At 41.8% G+C, this 17446-nt stretch carries 12 protein-coding genes; 11 read left to right on the top strand and 1 reads right to left on the bottom strand.

The genetic code is table 11. The features are described from left to right. The first annotated feature begins 1 nt into the window (after nucleotide 1). Together mraY and F4W09_RS06895 are read left to right on the top strand one after the other, a co-directional pair. Complete coding sequence (gene mraY / locus F4W09_RS06900) at nucleotides 2–1120, top strand: phospho-N-acetylmuramoyl-pentapeptide-transferase (protein ID WP_151504399.1); 1119 nt, start codon at nucleotides 2–4, stop codon at nucleotides 1118–1120. 72 nt (nucleotides 1121–1192) lie between these two features. Further along, on the top strand, nucleotides 1193–1996 hold the full coding sequence (locus tag F4W09_RS06895) for a putative RNA methyltransferase (protein ID WP_044739698.1): 804 nt from the start codon (nucleotides 1193–1195) through the stop codon (nucleotides 1994–1996). 48 nt (nucleotides 1997–2044) lie between these two features. Here F4W09_RS06895 and ponA read toward each other — a convergent pair whose 3' ends face one another. Further along, entirely contained in the window at nucleotides 2045–4570 is a 2526-nt protein-coding gene (ponA, locus tag F4W09_RS06890) for a penicillin-binding protein PBP1a (RefSeq protein WP_151504398.1), read from the bottom strand. 165 nt (nucleotides 4571–4735) lie between these two features. On the opposite strand from ponA, the gene F4W09_RS06885 reads away from it, so the two are divergent. The 9 genes from F4W09_RS06885 to gltB all read left to right on the top strand — a co-directional run bounded on the left by F4W09_RS06885 (nucleotide 4736) and on the right by gltB (nucleotide 17401). Further along, complete coding sequence (locus F4W09_RS06885; RefSeq protein ID WP_151504397.1) at nucleotides 4736–5794, top strand: pilus assembly protein PilM; 1059 nt, start codon at nucleotides 4736–4738, stop codon at nucleotides 5792–5794. Then, entirely contained in the window at nucleotides 5794–6471 is a 678-nt protein-coding gene (locus F4W09_RS06880) for a PilN domain-containing protein (protein ID WP_044739695.1), read from the top strand. The genes F4W09_RS06885 and F4W09_RS06880 overlap by 1 nt, the downstream gene beginning before the upstream one ends. Further along, nucleotides 6468–7214 (top strand): type IV pilus inner membrane component PilO, encoded by a 747-nt coding sequence (locus tag F4W09_RS06875; RefSeq protein ID WP_044739694.1) that lies wholly within the window; start codon nucleotides 6468–6470, stop codon nucleotides 7212–7214. Before F4W09_RS06880 ends, F4W09_RS06875 begins: the two co-directional genes overlap by 4 nt. Further along, nucleotides 7211–7738, top strand: a complete 528-nt coding sequence (locus F4W09_RS06870) for a pilus assembly protein PilP (RefSeq protein WP_016168706.1) — start codon at nucleotides 7211–7213, stop codon at nucleotides 7736–7738. Before F4W09_RS06875 ends, F4W09_RS06870 begins: the two co-directional genes overlap by 4 nt. Nucleotides 7739–7798: 60 nt before the next feature. Next, nucleotides 7799–9913, top strand: a complete 2115-nt coding sequence (gene pilQ / locus F4W09_RS06865) for a type IV pilus secretin PilQ (RefSeq protein ID WP_171284997.1) — start codon at nucleotides 7799–7801, stop codon at nucleotides 9911–9913. Between the two features lie 37 nt (nucleotides 9914–9950). Then, nucleotides 9951–10493, top strand: a complete 543-nt coding sequence (aroK, locus tag F4W09_RS06860; protein ID WP_151504396.1) for a shikimate kinase AroK — start codon at nucleotides 9951–9953, stop codon at nucleotides 10491–10493. Nucleotides 10494–10513: 20 nt separating this feature from the next. Next, nucleotides 10514–11596, top strand: coding sequence for a 3-dehydroquinate synthase (gene aroB, locus F4W09_RS06855; protein ID WP_151504395.1), 1083 nt, complete (start codon nucleotides 10514–10516; stop codon nucleotides 11594–11596). A gap of 10 nt (nucleotides 11597–11606) precedes the next feature. Then, nucleotides 11607–12479, top strand: coding sequence for a hypothetical protein (locus F4W09_RS06850; protein ID WP_151504394.1), 873 nt, complete (start codon nucleotides 11607–11609; stop codon nucleotides 12477–12479). A gap of 446 nt (nucleotides 12480–12925) precedes the next feature. Continuing rightward, nucleotides 12926–17401, top strand: a complete 4476-nt coding sequence (gene gltB, locus F4W09_RS06845; protein WP_151504469.1) for a glutamate synthase large subunit — start codon at nucleotides 12926–12928, stop codon at nucleotides 17399–17401. Nucleotides 17402–17446 lie beyond the last annotated feature (45 nt).

Here is a 17446-nt window from a genome sequence, read left to right as displayed (position 1 = left end):
AATGCTGTTATGGTTATTTGAACAGCTTGCGGGCTATCACAGCTCATTCCAAGTAGTACGCTATTTAACATTACGTTCATTACTCAGTGTTTTGACCGCACTTTCCATTGGGCTGGTGCTTGGGCCTGTAATGATTCGTAAGTTGCAAGCGTTAAAATATGGTCAGGCTGTGAGTACGTATGCTCCTGAAAATCATGCCAAAAAGATGGGTACGCCAACCATGGGTGGCGTACTGATTCTACTTTCGATTGGGATTTCCACTTTACTTTGGGCAGATCTATCAAATCCTTATGTCTGGATTGTTTTGGGCGTGATGGTGATTTTTGGTGCTGTGGGTTGGGCAGATGACTGGATTAAAATCCGTTATAAAGACAATGCGGGTTTGCCAGCACGAAAGAAATTTTTCTGGACGTCAGTTGCCTCTTTAGGTGCGGGAATTGCATTGTATGTAATTGCCAAACAACAAGATAATCCAATTCATACTGCAAATATGCTGGATCTTCTCATCCCATTCTTTAAGAATCTCAGTATTCCATTGTCGGTTATTCCTTTAGGAATTGGATTTATTCTCTTTACCTATTTGGTGATTAATGGAGCCTCTAATGCAGTCAACTTAACGGATGGTCTGGACGGTTTGGCGATTATGCCAATTGTCTTGGTTGCTGCAGGTTTGGGTGTATTTGCTTACTTGGCGGGTGATGTTCGTTTTGCCAATTATTTGCATATTCCTTATGTAAAATATTCGTCTGAATTGGTGGTGATTTGTGCTGCTATGATTGGCGCAGGCTTGGCTTTCCTCTGGTATAACGCGCATCCTGCACAAGTATTTATGGGTGATGTTGGTGCTTTATCACTTGGAGCGATGCTAGGTACGATTGCGGTCATGGTACGTCAAGAAATCGTATTTGCGATTATGGGTGGTGTCTTTGTGGTGGAAGCAATTTCGGTATTCCTGCAAATTGGTTCGTTACGAATGCGAAATAAACGCGTTTTCTTGATGGCACCTTTACATCATCATTATGAAAAGAAAGGCTGGCGTGAAACCCAAGTGGTGATTCGTTTCTGGATTATCACAATTATGCTGGTGGTTTTGGGGCTAATGACCTTAAAATTGCGTTAAGCAAAATCCGTGAAAATCAGGTCGGCATATGCCGACCTTTTTTATTTTTATGGGCAATTTTTGGAGAATATGATGAATCTACTCATGTGCCCTGTATGTCGTGAGAAATTAAGTTTGGTTGAAAAGACGTGGCAATGTGAGAATCGTCATAGTTACGATGTAGCTAAACAGGGTTATGTGAATTTACATGTGGTGCAACACAAGCACAGTAAAACCCCTGGAGATACAGTTGAATCTGTACAAGCGCGACGTGCATTTTTAAGTGCAGGGTTTTATGCACCTTTACAGCAAGCTGTGGTTGAAAAACTACGTCAACTGCGCATTGAAAATCTTTTGGATATTGGTTGTGGTGAAGGTTATTACACTGATGCGATGCAAACAGAGGTGTTGCAATGTGTCGGTGTCGATATCGCGAAAAATGCAGTGCAAGTAGCGGCTAAATTGAATTCGGAAGTGACATGGGTGGTGGGTACGGGGGCGACTTTGCCTGTATTAGATCAGTCTATTGATTTGTGCAGCAGTTTATTTAGTCCAATTCCTCAGCAAGAAATATTACGTGTACTGAAGGATAAAGGGTATTTGTTGGTGGTCACACCAGCACCTGAACACTTATTTGCTATTCGAGAGGCTTTATTTGAAGAGGTGAAGCCACATGAGCCGAATAAGTTTGTGCAGCAGTTGGCGCAGGACTTCGACTTGGTTGATTCGCAAGTGGTGAGTGCAGATTTAACACTGCCACAGCAGCAGCTTAAAAATTTGATTGCAATGACCCCTTATGCTTACAAGGCGAAAGTAGAGCGCAGGAATGCCTTAGAAGCTTTAGTTGAATTTAAAGTGACTGCACAATTCCAACTCTATTTATTCCAAAAGAAATAAAGCAATAAAAAGCCCTTTTTGAAAAGGGCTTTTTATTGCGTAAGTCTATTATTGAAATTGATCAATCAGATGTTCAATGGCATCTGATTTCTTACTTGGAGCATTCGGTTGCATTGTCGGAGGAGTTTGATTACTTGGAACCAAGGCTTCATCATCAGGCAAATCATCAAAGTCACGCTCAGGAGCACGTGCAGGAGCGGCTGGTTTAGGGCGATATAACGGCTGAGCCAATGGTGGTGAAGAGCGGTAATCTTTTTTGGTCTCGCCCTCAATAAATTGGGTTTCGTTATGTAATGTAGGCGCTTTAGCATCTTTGTCAAAATGTACCCACGCCGATGGTGTGCCTTTTAACGCGTTGTCCATAAAACTGGTCCAAATTGGTAATGCGGCAACGCCACCATACTCACGTCGACCTAAGGTTGCAGGTTGGTCAAATCCGACCCACGCGACTGTGACTAATTTGCCATTAAAGCCTGCAAACCAAGCATCTTTGGCATCATTGGTGGTTCCTGTTTTTCCGCCCAAATCATCACGGCCAATTTTGAGTGCTGCACGCCCTGTACCATGTTGGATAACATCTTTAAGAATGTTAGCCATATCAAAGGCAGAGCTAGATTTTAAAATTCGTTGTGCTTGACGGTATTCTGGATTGGTCGCACTTGGTTCACTGATTTTGGCTTCAGCAGCTTGATTGGTGACCTCAATCACTTCATCGTCAGGTGTCACAGGATCTGCCGAATCAGATATATCATCTTTTGCATTAATGCATTCAATACAAGCATATTCTGGATTGGATTGATAAATGACTTTGCCATAGGCATCTTCAATACGGTCAATAAAATGTGGTTGAATACGGTAACCGCCGTTTGCAAATGTGGCGTAGCCTGTCGCCATTTGAATTGGTAGGACCTGTGGTGTACCTAAGGCAATGGTGTAGTTATTTGGAATTTGATCTTCTTGCAAACCAAAATCCATAAACAATTGGCGAGTACGCTCAATACCGACAGCTTGGAGTAAACGTACTGAGACCGTATTTCGAGATAAATATAAAGCACGACGCAATGGGATCATGCCCAGATAGCGCCCATCTGAATTTCGGGGTGACCATTTGCCAATAGTAATAGGACTATCATTAACCATGGTAAAAGGCGTCATACCGCGTTCTAGAGCCAAAGCATAGACAAAGGGTTTAATGGTCGAACCAGGTTGACGCCAGCCTTGTAAAGCTCGGTTAAATTTAGATTGATAAAAATTATATCCTCCGACGACAGCCTCAATCGCACCATTATTTGGATTTAATGCAATCAGTTGTCCTTGGACTTTCGGGATTTGTACCAGCGACCATGAGGTTTTGTCTGCATTCGGTCTTAAGCGAACAATATCTTTGACCTTGACAATTTGAGAAGCACGACTGGGTGCTGGCCCGACGCTGTTGGCATTGCGATAGGGGCGTGCCCAAGACATTCCCGACCAAGGAACAGTTACCGTGGAACCATCTTGCATAAAGGCTTCGAAAGAGTTGTCATTCACTTTGCTGACTTTGGCAGGATAGGTATTGGCATAAGCGGTAAATTGTTTTAAATCTTTATCGTGTGCTTCGGCACCACGCCAACCATGGCGTCGATCATAGGCTTCTAAACCATCTTGTACAGATTGTTCAGCAAATAATTGGCGCTGGCTATTAATCGTGGTGTAGACCTTATAGCCAGAATCAATCGCTTGTTCGCCAAATTTACTGACTAGTTCTGCGCGGACCATTTCACCGACATAGGGGAATTGATTGCTGATACCGCGTTCGGGCATATCTAGGTTGATGGGTTCAGCAATCGCATTTTGATATTGCTCTTGATTGATATACCCCAATTGAAGCATACGCCCCAGAATCCAGTTGCGACGTTCTAATGCACGCTCAGGATTAGCAACGGGATTATATTTTGAAGGGGCTTTGGGAAGGCCCGCAATCATGGCCATTTGGGCGATGCTTAAATCTTCTAAATTTTTGTTGTAGTAAATTTTTGCAGCAGCCGCAATGCCGTAGGCATTTTTACCCAAAAAAATCTTGTTCACGTACAGCGTCAGAATTTCTTCTTTACTCAGATTTTGTTCAATCTTTCGAGCGAGGAAAACTTCGGTCAGTTTGCGTTTGAGTGTGCGTTCAGGACTCAGATAATAGTTTTTTGCCACTTGCATGGTAATGGTCGAGCCACCCGTTTGCACATTCGAGCCTGTAATACTCTCACTCACTGCTCGTCCTAAGCCTTTAAAACTAATTCCACTGTGTTCAAAAAAAGCTGAATCTTCAGCAGCTAAAAAAGCATGAATAAATGTAGTTGGGATTTGATCATATTCAACTGGAACAGAAAGTTTGCCACCGTATTCTGCAATAAGTTGCTGATCTGCACTATAAACTTGTAATGGTTTTAATAAAGGAGCCTTTTTTAAGATGCTCATTTCAGGCAAAGAGGGGGCAATATAGAGATACATGCCATAAAACCCCATAGGAATTGCGACCAAAACTATAATTATGATCAAAAAAAATGGATGAACACGGCCTGAACAAGATAGCTTTTTCATAACAAGTAAGTTTTAATAGGAGCTAATGGCAAACTAATTGGTGGTCAGTATAGCCGTTTACAGATACGGATTGTTAATGAGTTATTGTATCCGTATAAAATTATAGACCGCAGCCAGTTAGTTAGTTACTTCTATTGGGGATAAAAAAATAATAGGAATAGTATTGTGCTCAGGTTATATCGTAAGCCAAATAAGGGGTTAATAGGAGTAGATATTAGTTCCACTTCTGTTAAGTTATTAGAGCTGTCTGTAAAAAACGGTCGCTATTGGGTAGAAAGCTATGCTTTGGTCCCGTTACCAGAAGGCAGCGTTGTTGAAAAGAACATTTTGAATCCTGAAGCTATTGGGGAGGCTTTGGAGCGCGCTTTAAATTTAGCAAATGTTCAATCACATGCAGCAGCAATTGCCATTCCGACGTCTATGGTGATCAGTAAAATCATCGAGATGGATGCGGATATGACGGATGATGAGCGTGAAGTCCAAATCCGTATGGATGCTGAACAATATATTCCGTTCCCTTTAGATGAAGTCAGCCTTGATTTTGAAGTTTTGCCTGATCGTTTAGCTAACCCGAATCGGATCAATGTGCTTTTGGTGGCAACACGTCTGGAAAATGTGGAAGCGCGTTCAGAGGTGCTAGAACTGGCTGGAATCACACCTAAAATTGCGGATGTTGAAAGCTTCGCAATGGAAAACGTTTATAAAGTCTTCTCTGACACCATGCCGATGGGCGTGAATACTGTCGGTATTTTAGATATTGGCCATACCATGACCACCCTATCAGTCATGCAAAATGACAAAATTATCTATACTCGCGAGCAGGTTTTTGGTGGAAAGCAACTGACCCAAGAAATCCAGAATCGTTATGGACTGTCATTTGAAGAAGCGGGACGTGCCAAAAAAAGTCGTACGCTTCCTGATGATTATGATGTAGAAGTGCTAGAGCCGTTTCTTGAAGCGGTGGTGCAACAGGCTGCCCGTTCTTTACAGTTTTTCTTTTCATCTTCGCAGTTTAATGAAATCGATCATATTTTATTGGCGGGCGGAAATGCCAATATTCCTGGTTTGGCTAAATTATTGCAACAAAAGCTCGGATACCGCGTCACGATTGCTAACCCATTTTTGCAAATGGGTTTCTCTCCAAAAATAGATATTAAAAAAATTGAAAATGATGCTTCCTCTCTCTTGGTGGCGTGTGGTCTAGCATTGAGGAGTTTTGATTAATGGCAAAAATTAACCTGCTCCCTTGGCGTGATGAGCTGAGAGAGAAACGAAAAAAAGAATTTATTGCGATTTGTATTGGGGCGGCTTTAATTGGGGTGTTATTGGTTGTAGGGGCTTGGTTCTATTACAACTATAAGCTTGAAGACCAAGAACAAGCGAATCAGCTTATTATCAGTACCAATCAAAACTTGGATGTACAACTAAAATCTTTAGAAGGTTTACAAGAGCAACGTAATGCAATTGTAGAACGTATGAAGTTGATCCAGGGTCTGCAAAGTCAACGTCCAATTGCCGTGCGTTTAATTGATGAAATGGCACGTGTCGTCCCTGCGAACTTATATATTACTAAGTTCAGTCGTATTGGCGATAAATTTACTATTGAAGGTAAGGCAGAAAGTCCAAATGCAGTAGCTGAATTTTTACGTAATTTAGAAGCTTCAGCTTGGTATCGTAATGCCTTTATGGATTCCTTCGTGGCTGTGGAAGATAATAAAAATAAAGCGCCGAGTTCAATTGTTCCTCGTGTTGAGGATAGTTATGGCAGCTTTGTGGTAACTGCAGATTTGGATGAGATTGCTATGCCGACGGATGCAGCGAATGAAGCTGCAGGTTCTATGGCGGTAGCGGCAAATGATGCAAATGCAGCAGCTAGTTCAACAGCGGGGGCAGCACAATGAGTCGTGATGAGTTTGATGATCTAAATCAAGAAGCCGTTGTTAAAACTAAGAAAAAAATGACAGTAGATAAGTTTTTTCAACAATTTAACACGTTGGACCCGAATAATTACGGCAGTTGGCCATTATCAGTCAAAATTACCTGCTGGATTTTTATTGTCTTTTTAATTTGTGCGGTTGGCTATTTTGTTGTAATCAAGCCGCAATTAGATGCGATTTCTAGCGCACATGCACAAGAGCAAAACTTGCTAAATGAATTCAGAGAAAAGGATTCTAAGTTACGTAATTTGCAACAATATCAAGCTCAGTTGCAGGAAATGGAGGCGAACTTTAATCAGCAATTGGAGCAATTGCCAAAGGAAACTGAAATTCCAGGTCTGGTTGAAGACATTAACGTGACAGGTGTGAATTCTGGGCTTAAATTTAAAAATATTCGTTTAGAGCCTGAAGTCAAACAAGAGTTTTTTGTTGAGCAGCCAATTAGTATTGAAGCGACAGGCGATTATCATGCCTTTGGTTCTTTTGCGAGTGGCATTGCAGCATTACCTCGAATTGTGACCTTACATGATTTTGATATCAGTTCTTCAATTAGTACGGATAAAAAATCTGAAATTCCACAAGTGACTTATGTTGCGAAGGCACGTACCTATCGCTATATAGGTAATTCAGATGATCAAAATGTGGCAGCTGGTGCGAATGCTACAACTCCTCCTGCTCAAGTTACTCCAGAAGGAGCGAAGAAATGAAATTTGAGAAAATAGCATTTGCTTTGATGTTCGGGCTGGTTTTGGTGGGGTGTGATTCACGTATTGATGCGGTAAACATGGAAATGGTAAATATTCGTAATCAGCAACCTTTGCCGATTGAACCAGCGCCTGTTTTCCCACCTGTACCGACATTCAATTATGCAGCGCATCAATTGAAAAGTCCGTTTATGCCAAGTTCTTTGGCAGCAGAATTAAAAATTATGTCGGGTAAGCGAGTGTATCCGAATTTTTCGCGTCAGTCGCAGCCATTGGAAAGTTATGCTTTAGAATCCTTAAATATGAAGGGGAGTATGCGTAATCAGTCTGGGCAAATTTTGGGGTTAATCCAAACGCCTGATGGTGAAATTGAGCGTGTGCAAGTCGGAAATTACATGGGGATGAATCAAGGGCGAATTGTGAAAATTACGCCTACACAGATTGATCTTGTGGAAATTATTCCCGATGGTCGAGAGGGGTATGTTGAGCGCCCGCGTAGCCTTGTCTTAATTGGACCCGCGCCTTAATTCAAAGGAATAAAAATGAAAAACAGTATTCAAGATTTTATATTTGGGGATGGTAATACAATGAATCATATTTTCCGTCAATTCTCTATGGGTGCGGTTGCCATGGCTGTCATGCAAGCTGCCAGTGCACAAGTTAGCATCACGAATGTCGTACCTATGCAAGTACCTGGACAAGGGACTGAAATTCGTGTGATGTTTAACGGAATACCACCACAGCCTCAAGCTTACCAACTTGAACAACCATCAAGACTGATTTTAGATTTTGATAAAGCGCAACAAACACTAAAGCAAAATAATATTCAGGTTGCGACAAAAGAAGCCAGTTCTGTCGATGTATCTTCAGACGCGCAGCGTTCTCGATTAACCATTAATCTTGCAGATGCAGGTGCTTTCACTACCCGTGTTGAAGGTAATACCTTTATTCTTAAAATAAATGCGACTGATAATAGTTTTGCGACTCCTGTAGCAACAACGGCTAAAGCGCCATCACAAGGTGTTTCAAATATTGGTTTTCAACGTGGTTCAGAAGGTGAAGGTCAGGTTGTTATTGATTTGCTCGGCAGCAATACGCCAGCAGATGTGCAGCAACAAGGGAGTAAAATTGTGGTGCGTATGTTGGGAAGTAAAATTCCGGCACATTTGACTCGCCGCCTCAATGTCAATGATTTTGCAACACCTGTAGCAACAGTAGATGCTTATAATGATGGTAATAGTGGTGTAATTACTATTCAGTCCTCTGGTAGCTATGAGTACATGGCTTACCAAGCTGAGAATAAGTTAACGATCAGCTTAAAGCGTCCTGTCGATAAGAATCCAATGAAACCGCGTACAGCTAATAACTATACGGGTAAGAAGATTTCATTGGATTTCCAAGATATTGAGGTACGTCGTGTATTGCAATTATTGGCAGATTTTACTGGTATTAATATGGTGGCTGCCGATACGGTACAAGGCAATATCACCTTGCGTCTGAAAGATGTGCCATGGGACCAAGCTCTTGATATTATTTTAAAAACAAAAAACTTAGACAAGCGTCGTAATGGAAATGTGATTTGGATTGCACCAGTTGCTGAATTGATCAAGTCTGAAGAAGATGAAGCCAAAGCGATAGCGCAGAGTGTTAAGTTAGCACCAATTCAAACTGAATATTTACGTTTAAGTTATGCTAAAGCAGCGGATGTTTTTAAACTTGTAACAGATTCTAGAAAGGAAGCTGGTAAAAATACAGGTGTAAATAATCAAGACTCTTTAGCTTTAGAAAGTTTATTAAGTTCAAGAGGAAGTATTGTTTCAGATGATCGTACGAATACGTTAATCGTAAATGATACAGCGCAAAACATAGACAAAATTAGAAAAATGGTTGATTTGCTGGATGTACAAGTACAGCAGGTTATGGTTGAAGCACGCATCGTACGAGCATCTACTTCATTTACTAAAGAGATGGGAGTGAAGTGGGGGATTCTTTCACAAGGGATTAATAGCAATAACGATCTCTTAGTGGGTGGTAGTGATCAAACTTTATGGGATTTAAAAACCCCAGATGATGATGGAAAATACACTATTCAGCGTCCAGATAACTTAAACGTTGATTTGGGGGTGACCAATCCTGCGGGTCAGATTGCCTTTAGCTTGATTAGCCTGTCCGATTTTATGTTGGATCTTGAACTCTCAGCTTTACAAGCAGATGGCTATGGCGAGGTGATTTCCACACCAAAAGTTTTGACTGGAGATAAACAAAAAGCCAAGGTAGCGACAGGTCAAGAAGTACCTTATCAAACCACAACAAACTCTGCTTCTGGCTCAACAGCTACTACCTCATTCAAAGAAGCGCTACTCAGTTTGGAAGTTACGCCAAGTATTACCCCAGACGGTAAAGTGCAAATGCAGCTTGATATTGCGAAAGACTCGATTGCAGGCGAAGCACCGAATGGTGAGTTGATCTTAAACAAAAACACAATTACAACCAATGTTTTGGTCAATAATGGCGAAACAGTGATTTTGGGTGGTGTATTTGAGCAGACAACCAGTAACTCGCAAACTAAGGTGCCGTTCTTGGGAGATATTCCTTACATTGGAAGATTGTTTAGAAAAGATACCAAGTCGGATGACAAGCAAGAGCTGTTGATTTTTGTGACACCACGAATTGTTAATGACAGTGTTTCAAGAAATCATTAATATATTTTCAATTTAAACAAAATTAATAGGTGACTCCTTGCCAAGCAAAGAGTTTAATTCCCTACCAAATATCTATTTGGTAGGGCCAATGGGGGCAGGAAAAACAACAGTCGGACGGCATTTGGCAGAATTGTTGGGTCGTGAATTTCTCGATAGTGATCATGAGATTGAACGAAAAACAGGTGCGACCATTCCCTGGATCTTTGAGAAAGAAGGTGAAAAAGGATTTCGTACCCGTGAAACTATTGTGATTGATGAGTTGACTGCCCGACCACATTTAGTCTTAGCGACTGGTGGCGGCGCAGTGACTCAGGCGCCCAACCGTAATTTTCTAAAACAACGTGGTATTGTTGTTTATCTCTATACTCCTGTTGAAATTCAACTTCAGCGTACTTATCGCGATAAAAACCGTCCTCTCCTACAGGTTGAAAATCCTGAGCAAAAACTGCGTGATTTACTTGCGATTCGTGATCCTTTATATCGGGATGTGGCTCATTATATTATTGAAACTAATCAAGGTGCCGCACGAGATCTTGCACATAAAATCTTAACGATGATTACCACACAACCTATTGATTGAATACCGAAGTAATTGAACTCATGCAAACTTTATATGTAGAACTCGGTGAACGCCGTTACCCTATCTTCATTGGTAGTGATTTAAACCCTCATGATTTACTGGCGCCGTATATTCTCGGACAGCAAGTCATGATTGTGACCAATACCACCGTTCAGCCTTTGTATTTAGAGCATTATGTAAAAGCTGTTGAAGCATTGAGTAAAAAGGTTGCTACCTGTGTTTTGCCTGATGGTGAAAAATATAAAGATATTCAACATCTGAATTTGATTTTTGATGCTTTGCTTGAAGCAGGTTTTAACCGCGATTGCACTGTATTGGCTTTGGGTGGTGGGGTGATTGGTGATATGGCGGGCTTTGCATCAGCATGTTTCCAGCGTGGCGTATATTTTATCCAAGTGCCAACGACGTTATTGTCACAAGTAGATTCTAGTGTTGGTGGCAAGACAGGGATCAATCATCCTTTGGGTAAAAATATGATTGGAGCATTTCAGCAACCACAAGTGGTACTGGCAGATATGTCTCAATTGAAAAGCTTGCCTGATCGTGAACTGTCTGCTGGTTTAGCTGAAGTGATTAAGTATGCCTTGCTCGGAGATGAGGATTTTTTAGTCTGGCTTGAAAAAAATATGGATGGCTTGGTCGCACGTGATCCTCATTTATTGGCTGAAGCGGTTTATCGTTCTTGTGCACATAAAGCGCGTATTGTAGCAAATGATGAAAAAGAACAAGGCGAGCGTGCATTGTTGAATTTAGGTCATACCTTTGGTCATGCGATTGAATCCTATCTAGGATATGGGGTGTGGTTGCATGGTGAAGCTGTTGCAACGGGAATGGTCATGGCAGCAGATTTATCACAACGTATGGGTTGGATTTCTGTAGCAGACTTAGAGCGTACAAAAAAAATCATACAGCGTGCAGGTTTGCCGATAGTATGTCCGGCAATTCCATTGGATGACTTCTTGGGTTATATGGCGCATGACAAGAAAGTACTGAATGGTCAGCTTAGATTGGTGCTGTTAAAACAGTTGGGTCAAGCAATCATTACCAAAGAGTTTGATGTTGAACTGATGAAACAGGCGATTCTAGCCAATCAAACAATATAAAGGTGAAATTATGACAACACTCCGCAAATATTGGAAAAATACACAGGGTTATATCTGGCTTGTGGGCGGAGTGTTATGTCTTTTTGTGGCATTGATATTTTGGGCAGGATCGGACAGTAGTGAAGAACTGGTCGAAGTCAATAAAAAGGTGGAGTCTGATGCTGAGCTGCAAATCCAACCAGCCCGTGTCACAGCTACAACCAATTTAGGCACTTTACAAGAAGAAGTTCGCCCTATTACACAGACTACTCGAGTTATTGCTACGGGAAATCATGCGAATGAATTCCGAGGAAGTAAATTCATTGAGGAACAGAAAAATAAGTCAAGCTTAGAATTATTTAGTGTGACTGAAGAAGACATTATTAAAAGTTTTTTAAATAAACTGGGTGATCGAAAAAGTTATTTTTATTTGCGATTGGCTGGGGATCAACAACAAGAGCGATATGTTTTATTTTACGGTTTATATTCGAGTGAAAAAGAAGCGAATCAAGCACGCGAGCAACTCAATTTTAAATTGCCTGCTTCTGTCCACCCTAAAGTGATAGCCTTGGAAGATTATGCATCACAAGTTAATGATATGGGGATGGAGGAGTTACAAGGTTCCTCAGTTTTGTATGAAGTTAAATTAAGTCCTGCAGCTTTGCCAAAACCAGATACAGCTTTAATGGATTTAAGTAAACCGAAAGCTGCGGGTACAACAGCGAATAGCTCAGATACGGGTAATGTATCTACCAGTACAACTGTGACTCGTCGAGATGCTGAAGGCAATGTGATTGATGTGCAAAAATCTCAATCGCATGCAGAGACAGGAACCAAATCAGCCACTTCATCGACCAATTCAAATTCGCCTGTGCGCCAAGAAATTGCAGATCCATTTAATTAATCGTTCTAAAATAGAGCACATTGTGCTATACCAATAATTAAATGCGCAAAAATGGTGCAATTAATATAAGACTTCAAATGCTCTAATTCAGGTCGAACACTTGATATTTCTGTATTTAAAAGAATTAGATTTAATAATCTTAAGTTGGCATATTTTTTGCTTAAATGGTGCATGATTTGAGTTGATGTCACTATTTTGGCGCGAAAAGATTCAAAGAGTGTGCGAAAACATCAAGATTGCTTGCTTTAAAAGAGTGCGCAAAAGTCGCAATAGTTTTTTGCATTTCGGTCATGTACAAAAGATAAAATCAGTCTATCTTTGACATGAGAGTGCAAGATCATTGCATTAAATTGATCTTAGTGTGAGAAAGTTAGACTAAGTCGCAAAGAAGTTAGATAGTCAGCGCCCGATTCAGGGCCAAGTAGAAAGAAGGGTACGCTATGCACATGCCATCGCCTAATACTGTAGCTCCCGCTCAAGGTTTATACCAACCGGATGAGTTTAAAGATAACTGTGGTTTCGGCCTTATTGCTCATATGCAAGGGGACGAGAGTCATGATCTGGTCAAGACCGCCATTCATAGCTTGAGCTGTATGACCCACCGTGGTGGTATTGCCGCCGATGGTAAGACCGGAGATGGGTGTGGTTTATTATTGGCGATGCCGAAACAGTTCTTCCGCGAAGAAGCAAAAAAACTGAGCGATATTACTCTCAGTGAAATTTTCGCTGTTGGTACAGTTTTCCTTAACTTGGACCCAGCAATCGCTGCGTATTCAAAGCAAATTCTGAGCAAAGAAATTGAAGACGAAGGTTTGCGCGTTCTTGCTTGGCGTGTAGTGCCGACAAACAATGCAGCACTCGGTGAAATTGCGATGCAATCTTTGCCAGCCTTTGAACAAATTATTGTGAATTGCCCTATGGGAGTTACTGAGGTTGAATTTAACCGTAAGTTATTCTTGGCACGTCGTCGTGCAGAGCAGCAACTTAGTAATGATCCATCATTCTATGTAACAACACTGTGTTCAACAGTCATCAGTTATAAAGGTTTGATGATGCCTGCTGCAATTGCAGACTTCTATACAGATCTTGCAGATGAGCGTTTAGCATCACATATCGTGGTATTCCACCAACGTTTCTCAACCAATACTTTACCGCGTTGGCCATTGGCTCAACCATTCCGTTACCTTGCACACAATGGTGAGATCAATACCATTACGGCAAACCGTAACTGGGCAATGGCGCGTACACCGAAGTTTGAAAATCCATTATTGCCAGGTTTAACTGAGCTTAAGCCGATTGTAAACCGTACAGGTTCAGACTCTTCGAGCTTGGATAACATGCTTGAAATTCTTGTCGGTGGCGGTATGGATCTATTCCGTGCGCTACGCATGTTGGTTCCACCAGCTTGGCAAAACGTTGAAACTTTAGATGCTGACTTACGTGCATTCTATGAGTTTAACTCGAAGCACATGGAAGCATGGGACGGCCCTGCTGGTTTAGTAATTCAAGATGGTCGTCATGCGATCTGTATGCTAGACCGTAATGGTTTACGTCCAGCACGTTGGGTGATTACCAAAAATGGTTACATTACTTTAGCCTCTGAAATTGGTGTATGGGATTATCAGCCTGAAGATGTAATTTCTAAAGGTCGTGTTGGTCCTGGTCAAATTCTTGTAGTAGATACCTTTACTGGTAAATTGCTTGATACTAAAGATGTCAGCAACCACTTGAAAAAAATGCGTCCATATCGTGAATGGTTGCGTGAAAATTCAATTCGCCTGCAAGGCAGCCCAGAACTTGAAGAATATTTGTGCGAGCAAGGCTTAAAAGGTGATGACCTGAAAGCAGCGCAAAAAATGTTTATGGTGACCTTTGAAGAGCGTGACCAATTACTACGTCCGATTGCTGAAAGTGGTCAGGAAGCGGTAGGTTCAATGGGTGATGACACCCCTATGGCGGTGTTGTCGCGTCAAGTACGTCATGTATCGGATTACTTCCGTCAACAGTTTGCGCAAGTAACAAATCCGCCAATCGATCCATTACGTGAATCGATTGTGATGTCATTGGAAACATGCTTTGGTCGTGAGCAAAATGTATTTGAACAAGGTCCAGAACATGCAGATCGTTTAATTGTCTCAAGTCCTGTACTGTCAAACTCGAAAATGCATCAAATCCGTACTTTAGGTCGTAAGGGTTATGAAATTGCAGATATTGATTTGAACTATCCTGAAACAGAAGGTTTAGAGGCAGCAATCACGCGTATCTGTGAAGAATCTGCACAAGCAATTCGTGATGGCAAAACTTTATTATTACTTTCGGACAAGAAAATCCGTGAAGGCTATTTACCTGCAAATGCCGTAATGGCAACAGGTGCAGTACATCACCACTTGATTAATGTCGGTTTACGTACTGATGCCAACATTATTGTGGAAACGGGTTTTGCTCGTGACCCACATCAATTTGCAGTGATTTTAGGTTTTGGTGCAACAGCAATTTATCCATATTTAGCTTACGATGTAATTAATGACTTGATTGCAAAAGGCGAGTTATTGGGTGATCCAATTCATGCACAAGCAAATTTCCGTAAAGGTATTGATAAAGGTTTACTCAAAGTCCTATCAAAAATGGGGATTTCAACAGTAGCATCTTACCGCGGTGGTCAGTTGTTTGAGGCAGTAGGTTTGTCTGAAGAAGTTGTAGGCAAATGCTTTACTGGTGTGCCAAGCCGTATTAAAGGTGCAACTTTTGTTGACCTTGAAAATGATCAGAAAAAATTGGCTGATACTGCTTGGAAATCACGTAAGCCAATCGATCAGGGCGGTTTATTGAAGTTTGTATTCGACAAGGAATACCATGCATTTAACCCTGATGTGATCAATGCTTTACACAAAGCAGTACGTTCAGGTAACTATGCTGACTTTAAAGAATATGCTGAGCTGGTGAATCATCGCCCAATTGCAACCATCCGTGACTTATTTAAGTTAAAAACAGATAACTCGATTGCTTTAGAGCAAGTTGAGTCGGTTGAGTCAATTTTGCCACGTTTTGACTCTGCGGGTATGTCTTTGGGTGCATTGTCTCCTGAAGCACATGAAGCAATTGCAATTGCTATGAATACGATTGGTGGTCGCTCGAACTCAGGTGAGGGCGGTGAAGATCCTGCACGTTACGGTACGATTCGTAACTCAAAAATCAAACAGATTGCATCTGGTCGTTTTGGTGTAACACCAGCGTACTTAACTTCTGCTGAAGTGTTGCAGATTAAAGTGGCGCAAGGTGCAAAACCAGGTGAAGGTGGTCAGTTGCCAGGTGGTAAAGTGAATGGCTTAATTGCACGTTTACGTTACTCTGTGCCAGGAGTGACATTAATTTCACCACCTCCGCACCACGATATTTATTCGATTGAAGACTTGTCGCAATTGATCTTTGACTTGAAACAAGTCAATCCAAAAGCGATGGTTTCTGTAAAACTGGTGTCTGAGCCAGGTGTAGGCACAATTGCCGCAGGTGTTGCGAAAGCCTATGCCGATTTCATTACCATTTCAGGTTATGACGGTGGTACAGCAGCATCTCCACTTTCATCAATTCACCATGCGGGTTCACCATGGGAGTTGGGTCTTTCTGAAGCACATCAAGCGCTTCGTGTGAATGACCTGCGTGGGAAAGTTCGTGTACAAACCGATGGTGGTTTAAAAACTGGTTTAGACGTGGTTAAAGCTGCGATTTTAGGTGCGGAAAGCTTCGGCTTTGGTTCAACACCAATGATTGCTTTAGGTTGTAAATACCTACGTATTTGCCACTTGAACAACTGTGCAACTGGTGTTGCAACACAACAAGATCATTTACGTCAGGAACACTACATTGGTGAACCTGAAATGTTGATCAATTTCTTCCACTTTATTGCGGAAGAAACACGTGAATGGTTAGCGGCATTGGGTGTAGCTAGCTTGAAAGATTTGATTGGTCGTACTGACTTGCTCGAAGTATTGCCAGGTGAAACTGAAAAGCACGCTCACTTAGATTTAAGTGCACTGCTTGAGTCACATCCTGCGGCTGAAGGTAAGGCACAATATTGTCAAGTTGAAGGCAATGCACCATTCGATAAAGGTGTGTTAGCAGAGCAGATGGTGACAGAAATGTTGCCAGCAATTGAAGCTGGTACGGGCGGTGAATATAGCTTCACGGTTGGTAACTGTGACCGTTCAATTGGTGCACGTATCTCTGGTGAAATTGCGCGTCGTTACGGCAATTTAGATATGGAAGCGCATCCTGTTGTGATGAACCTAAAAGGTACTGCGGGTCAGTCTTTAGGGGTGTGGAACGCAGGTGGTTTGCATATCAAGCTTGAAGGTGATGCGAACGACTATGTCGGTAAAGGCATGGCGGGTGGTCGCGTATCGATTTTCCCACCAAAAGGTTCGCCGTTCCAAACGCAAGAAACTGCGATTATTGGTAACACTTGTTTATACGGTGCGACAGGCGGTAAGTTATTTGCTGCGGGTACTGCGGGCGAGCGTTTCGCAGTACGCAACTCAGGTGCCTTTGCTGTCATTGAAGGTGCAGGTGACCACTGCTGTGAATATATGACAGGCGGTGTAGTGACGGTACTGGGCAAAGTTGGCCACAACTTCGGTGCGGGTATGACAGGTGGTTTTGCTTATGTACTTGACTTGGATAATGACTTTGTCGACTACTACAACCACGAGTTAATTGAGTTGAACCGTATCTCAACAGAATCGATGGAAGAGCATAAAGAGTTCTTATTGCGTATTCTAGATGAGCATATTGCTGAAACAGGTAGTGCGTGGGCGTACAAGATCCGCAACGAGTTCGATTTTTACAGCCGTAAATTCTGGCTTGTAAAACCAAAAGCTGCTAACTTGCTTACGCTTTTGAAAACGACCAAAGCTGATCCACAATAATTCCACTACTGCAGATATATAGGCAGGTGCAGCAGAGAAAAATGA

The sequence above is a fragment of the Acinetobacter tandoii genome, from assembly GCF_008867985.1.
In the GTDB taxonomy this organism is placed as follows: Bacteria; Pseudomonadota; Gammaproteobacteria; order Pseudomonadales; family Moraxellaceae; genus Acinetobacter; species Acinetobacter tandoii.
This window is presented reverse-complemented; position numbering and strand designations above follow the sequence as displayed.

Coding starts and splice junctions, on each gene's coding strand:
- mraY (WP_151504399.1), top strand. CDS start 2: ATGCTGTTATGGTTATTTGAACAGCTTGCGGGCTATCACAGCTCATTC.
- F4W09_RS06870 (WP_016168706.1), top strand. CDS start 7,211: ATGAAATTTGAGAAAATAGCATTTGCTTTGATGTTCGGGCTGGTTTTG.
- F4W09_RS06880 (WP_044739695.1), top strand. CDS start 5,794: ATGGCAAAAATTAACCTGCTCCCTTGGCGTGATGAGCTGAGAGAGAAA.
- ponA (WP_151504398.1), bottom strand. CDS start 4,570: ATGAAAAAGCTATCTTGTTCAGGCCGTGTTCATCCATTTTTTTTGATC.
- aroB (WP_151504395.1), top strand. CDS start 10,514: ATGCAAACTTTATATGTAGAACTCGGTGAACGCCGTTACCCTATCTTC.
- gltB (WP_151504469.1), top strand. CDS start 12,926: ATGCCATCGCCTAATACTGTAGCTCCCGCTCAAGGTTTATACCAACCG.
- F4W09_RS06850 (WP_151504394.1), top strand. CDS start 11,607: ATGACAACACTCCGCAAATATTGGAAAAATACACAGGGTTATATCTGG.
- F4W09_RS06895 (WP_044739698.1), top strand. CDS start 1,193: ATGAATCTACTCATGTGCCCTGTATGTCGTGAGAAATTAAGTTTGGTT.
- F4W09_RS06875 (WP_044739694.1), top strand. CDS start 6,468: ATGAGTCGTGATGAGTTTGATGATCTAAATCAAGAAGCCGTTGTTAAA.
- pilQ (WP_171284997.1), top strand. CDS start 7,799: ATGAATCATATTTTCCGTCAATTCTCTATGGGTGCGGTTGCCATGGCT.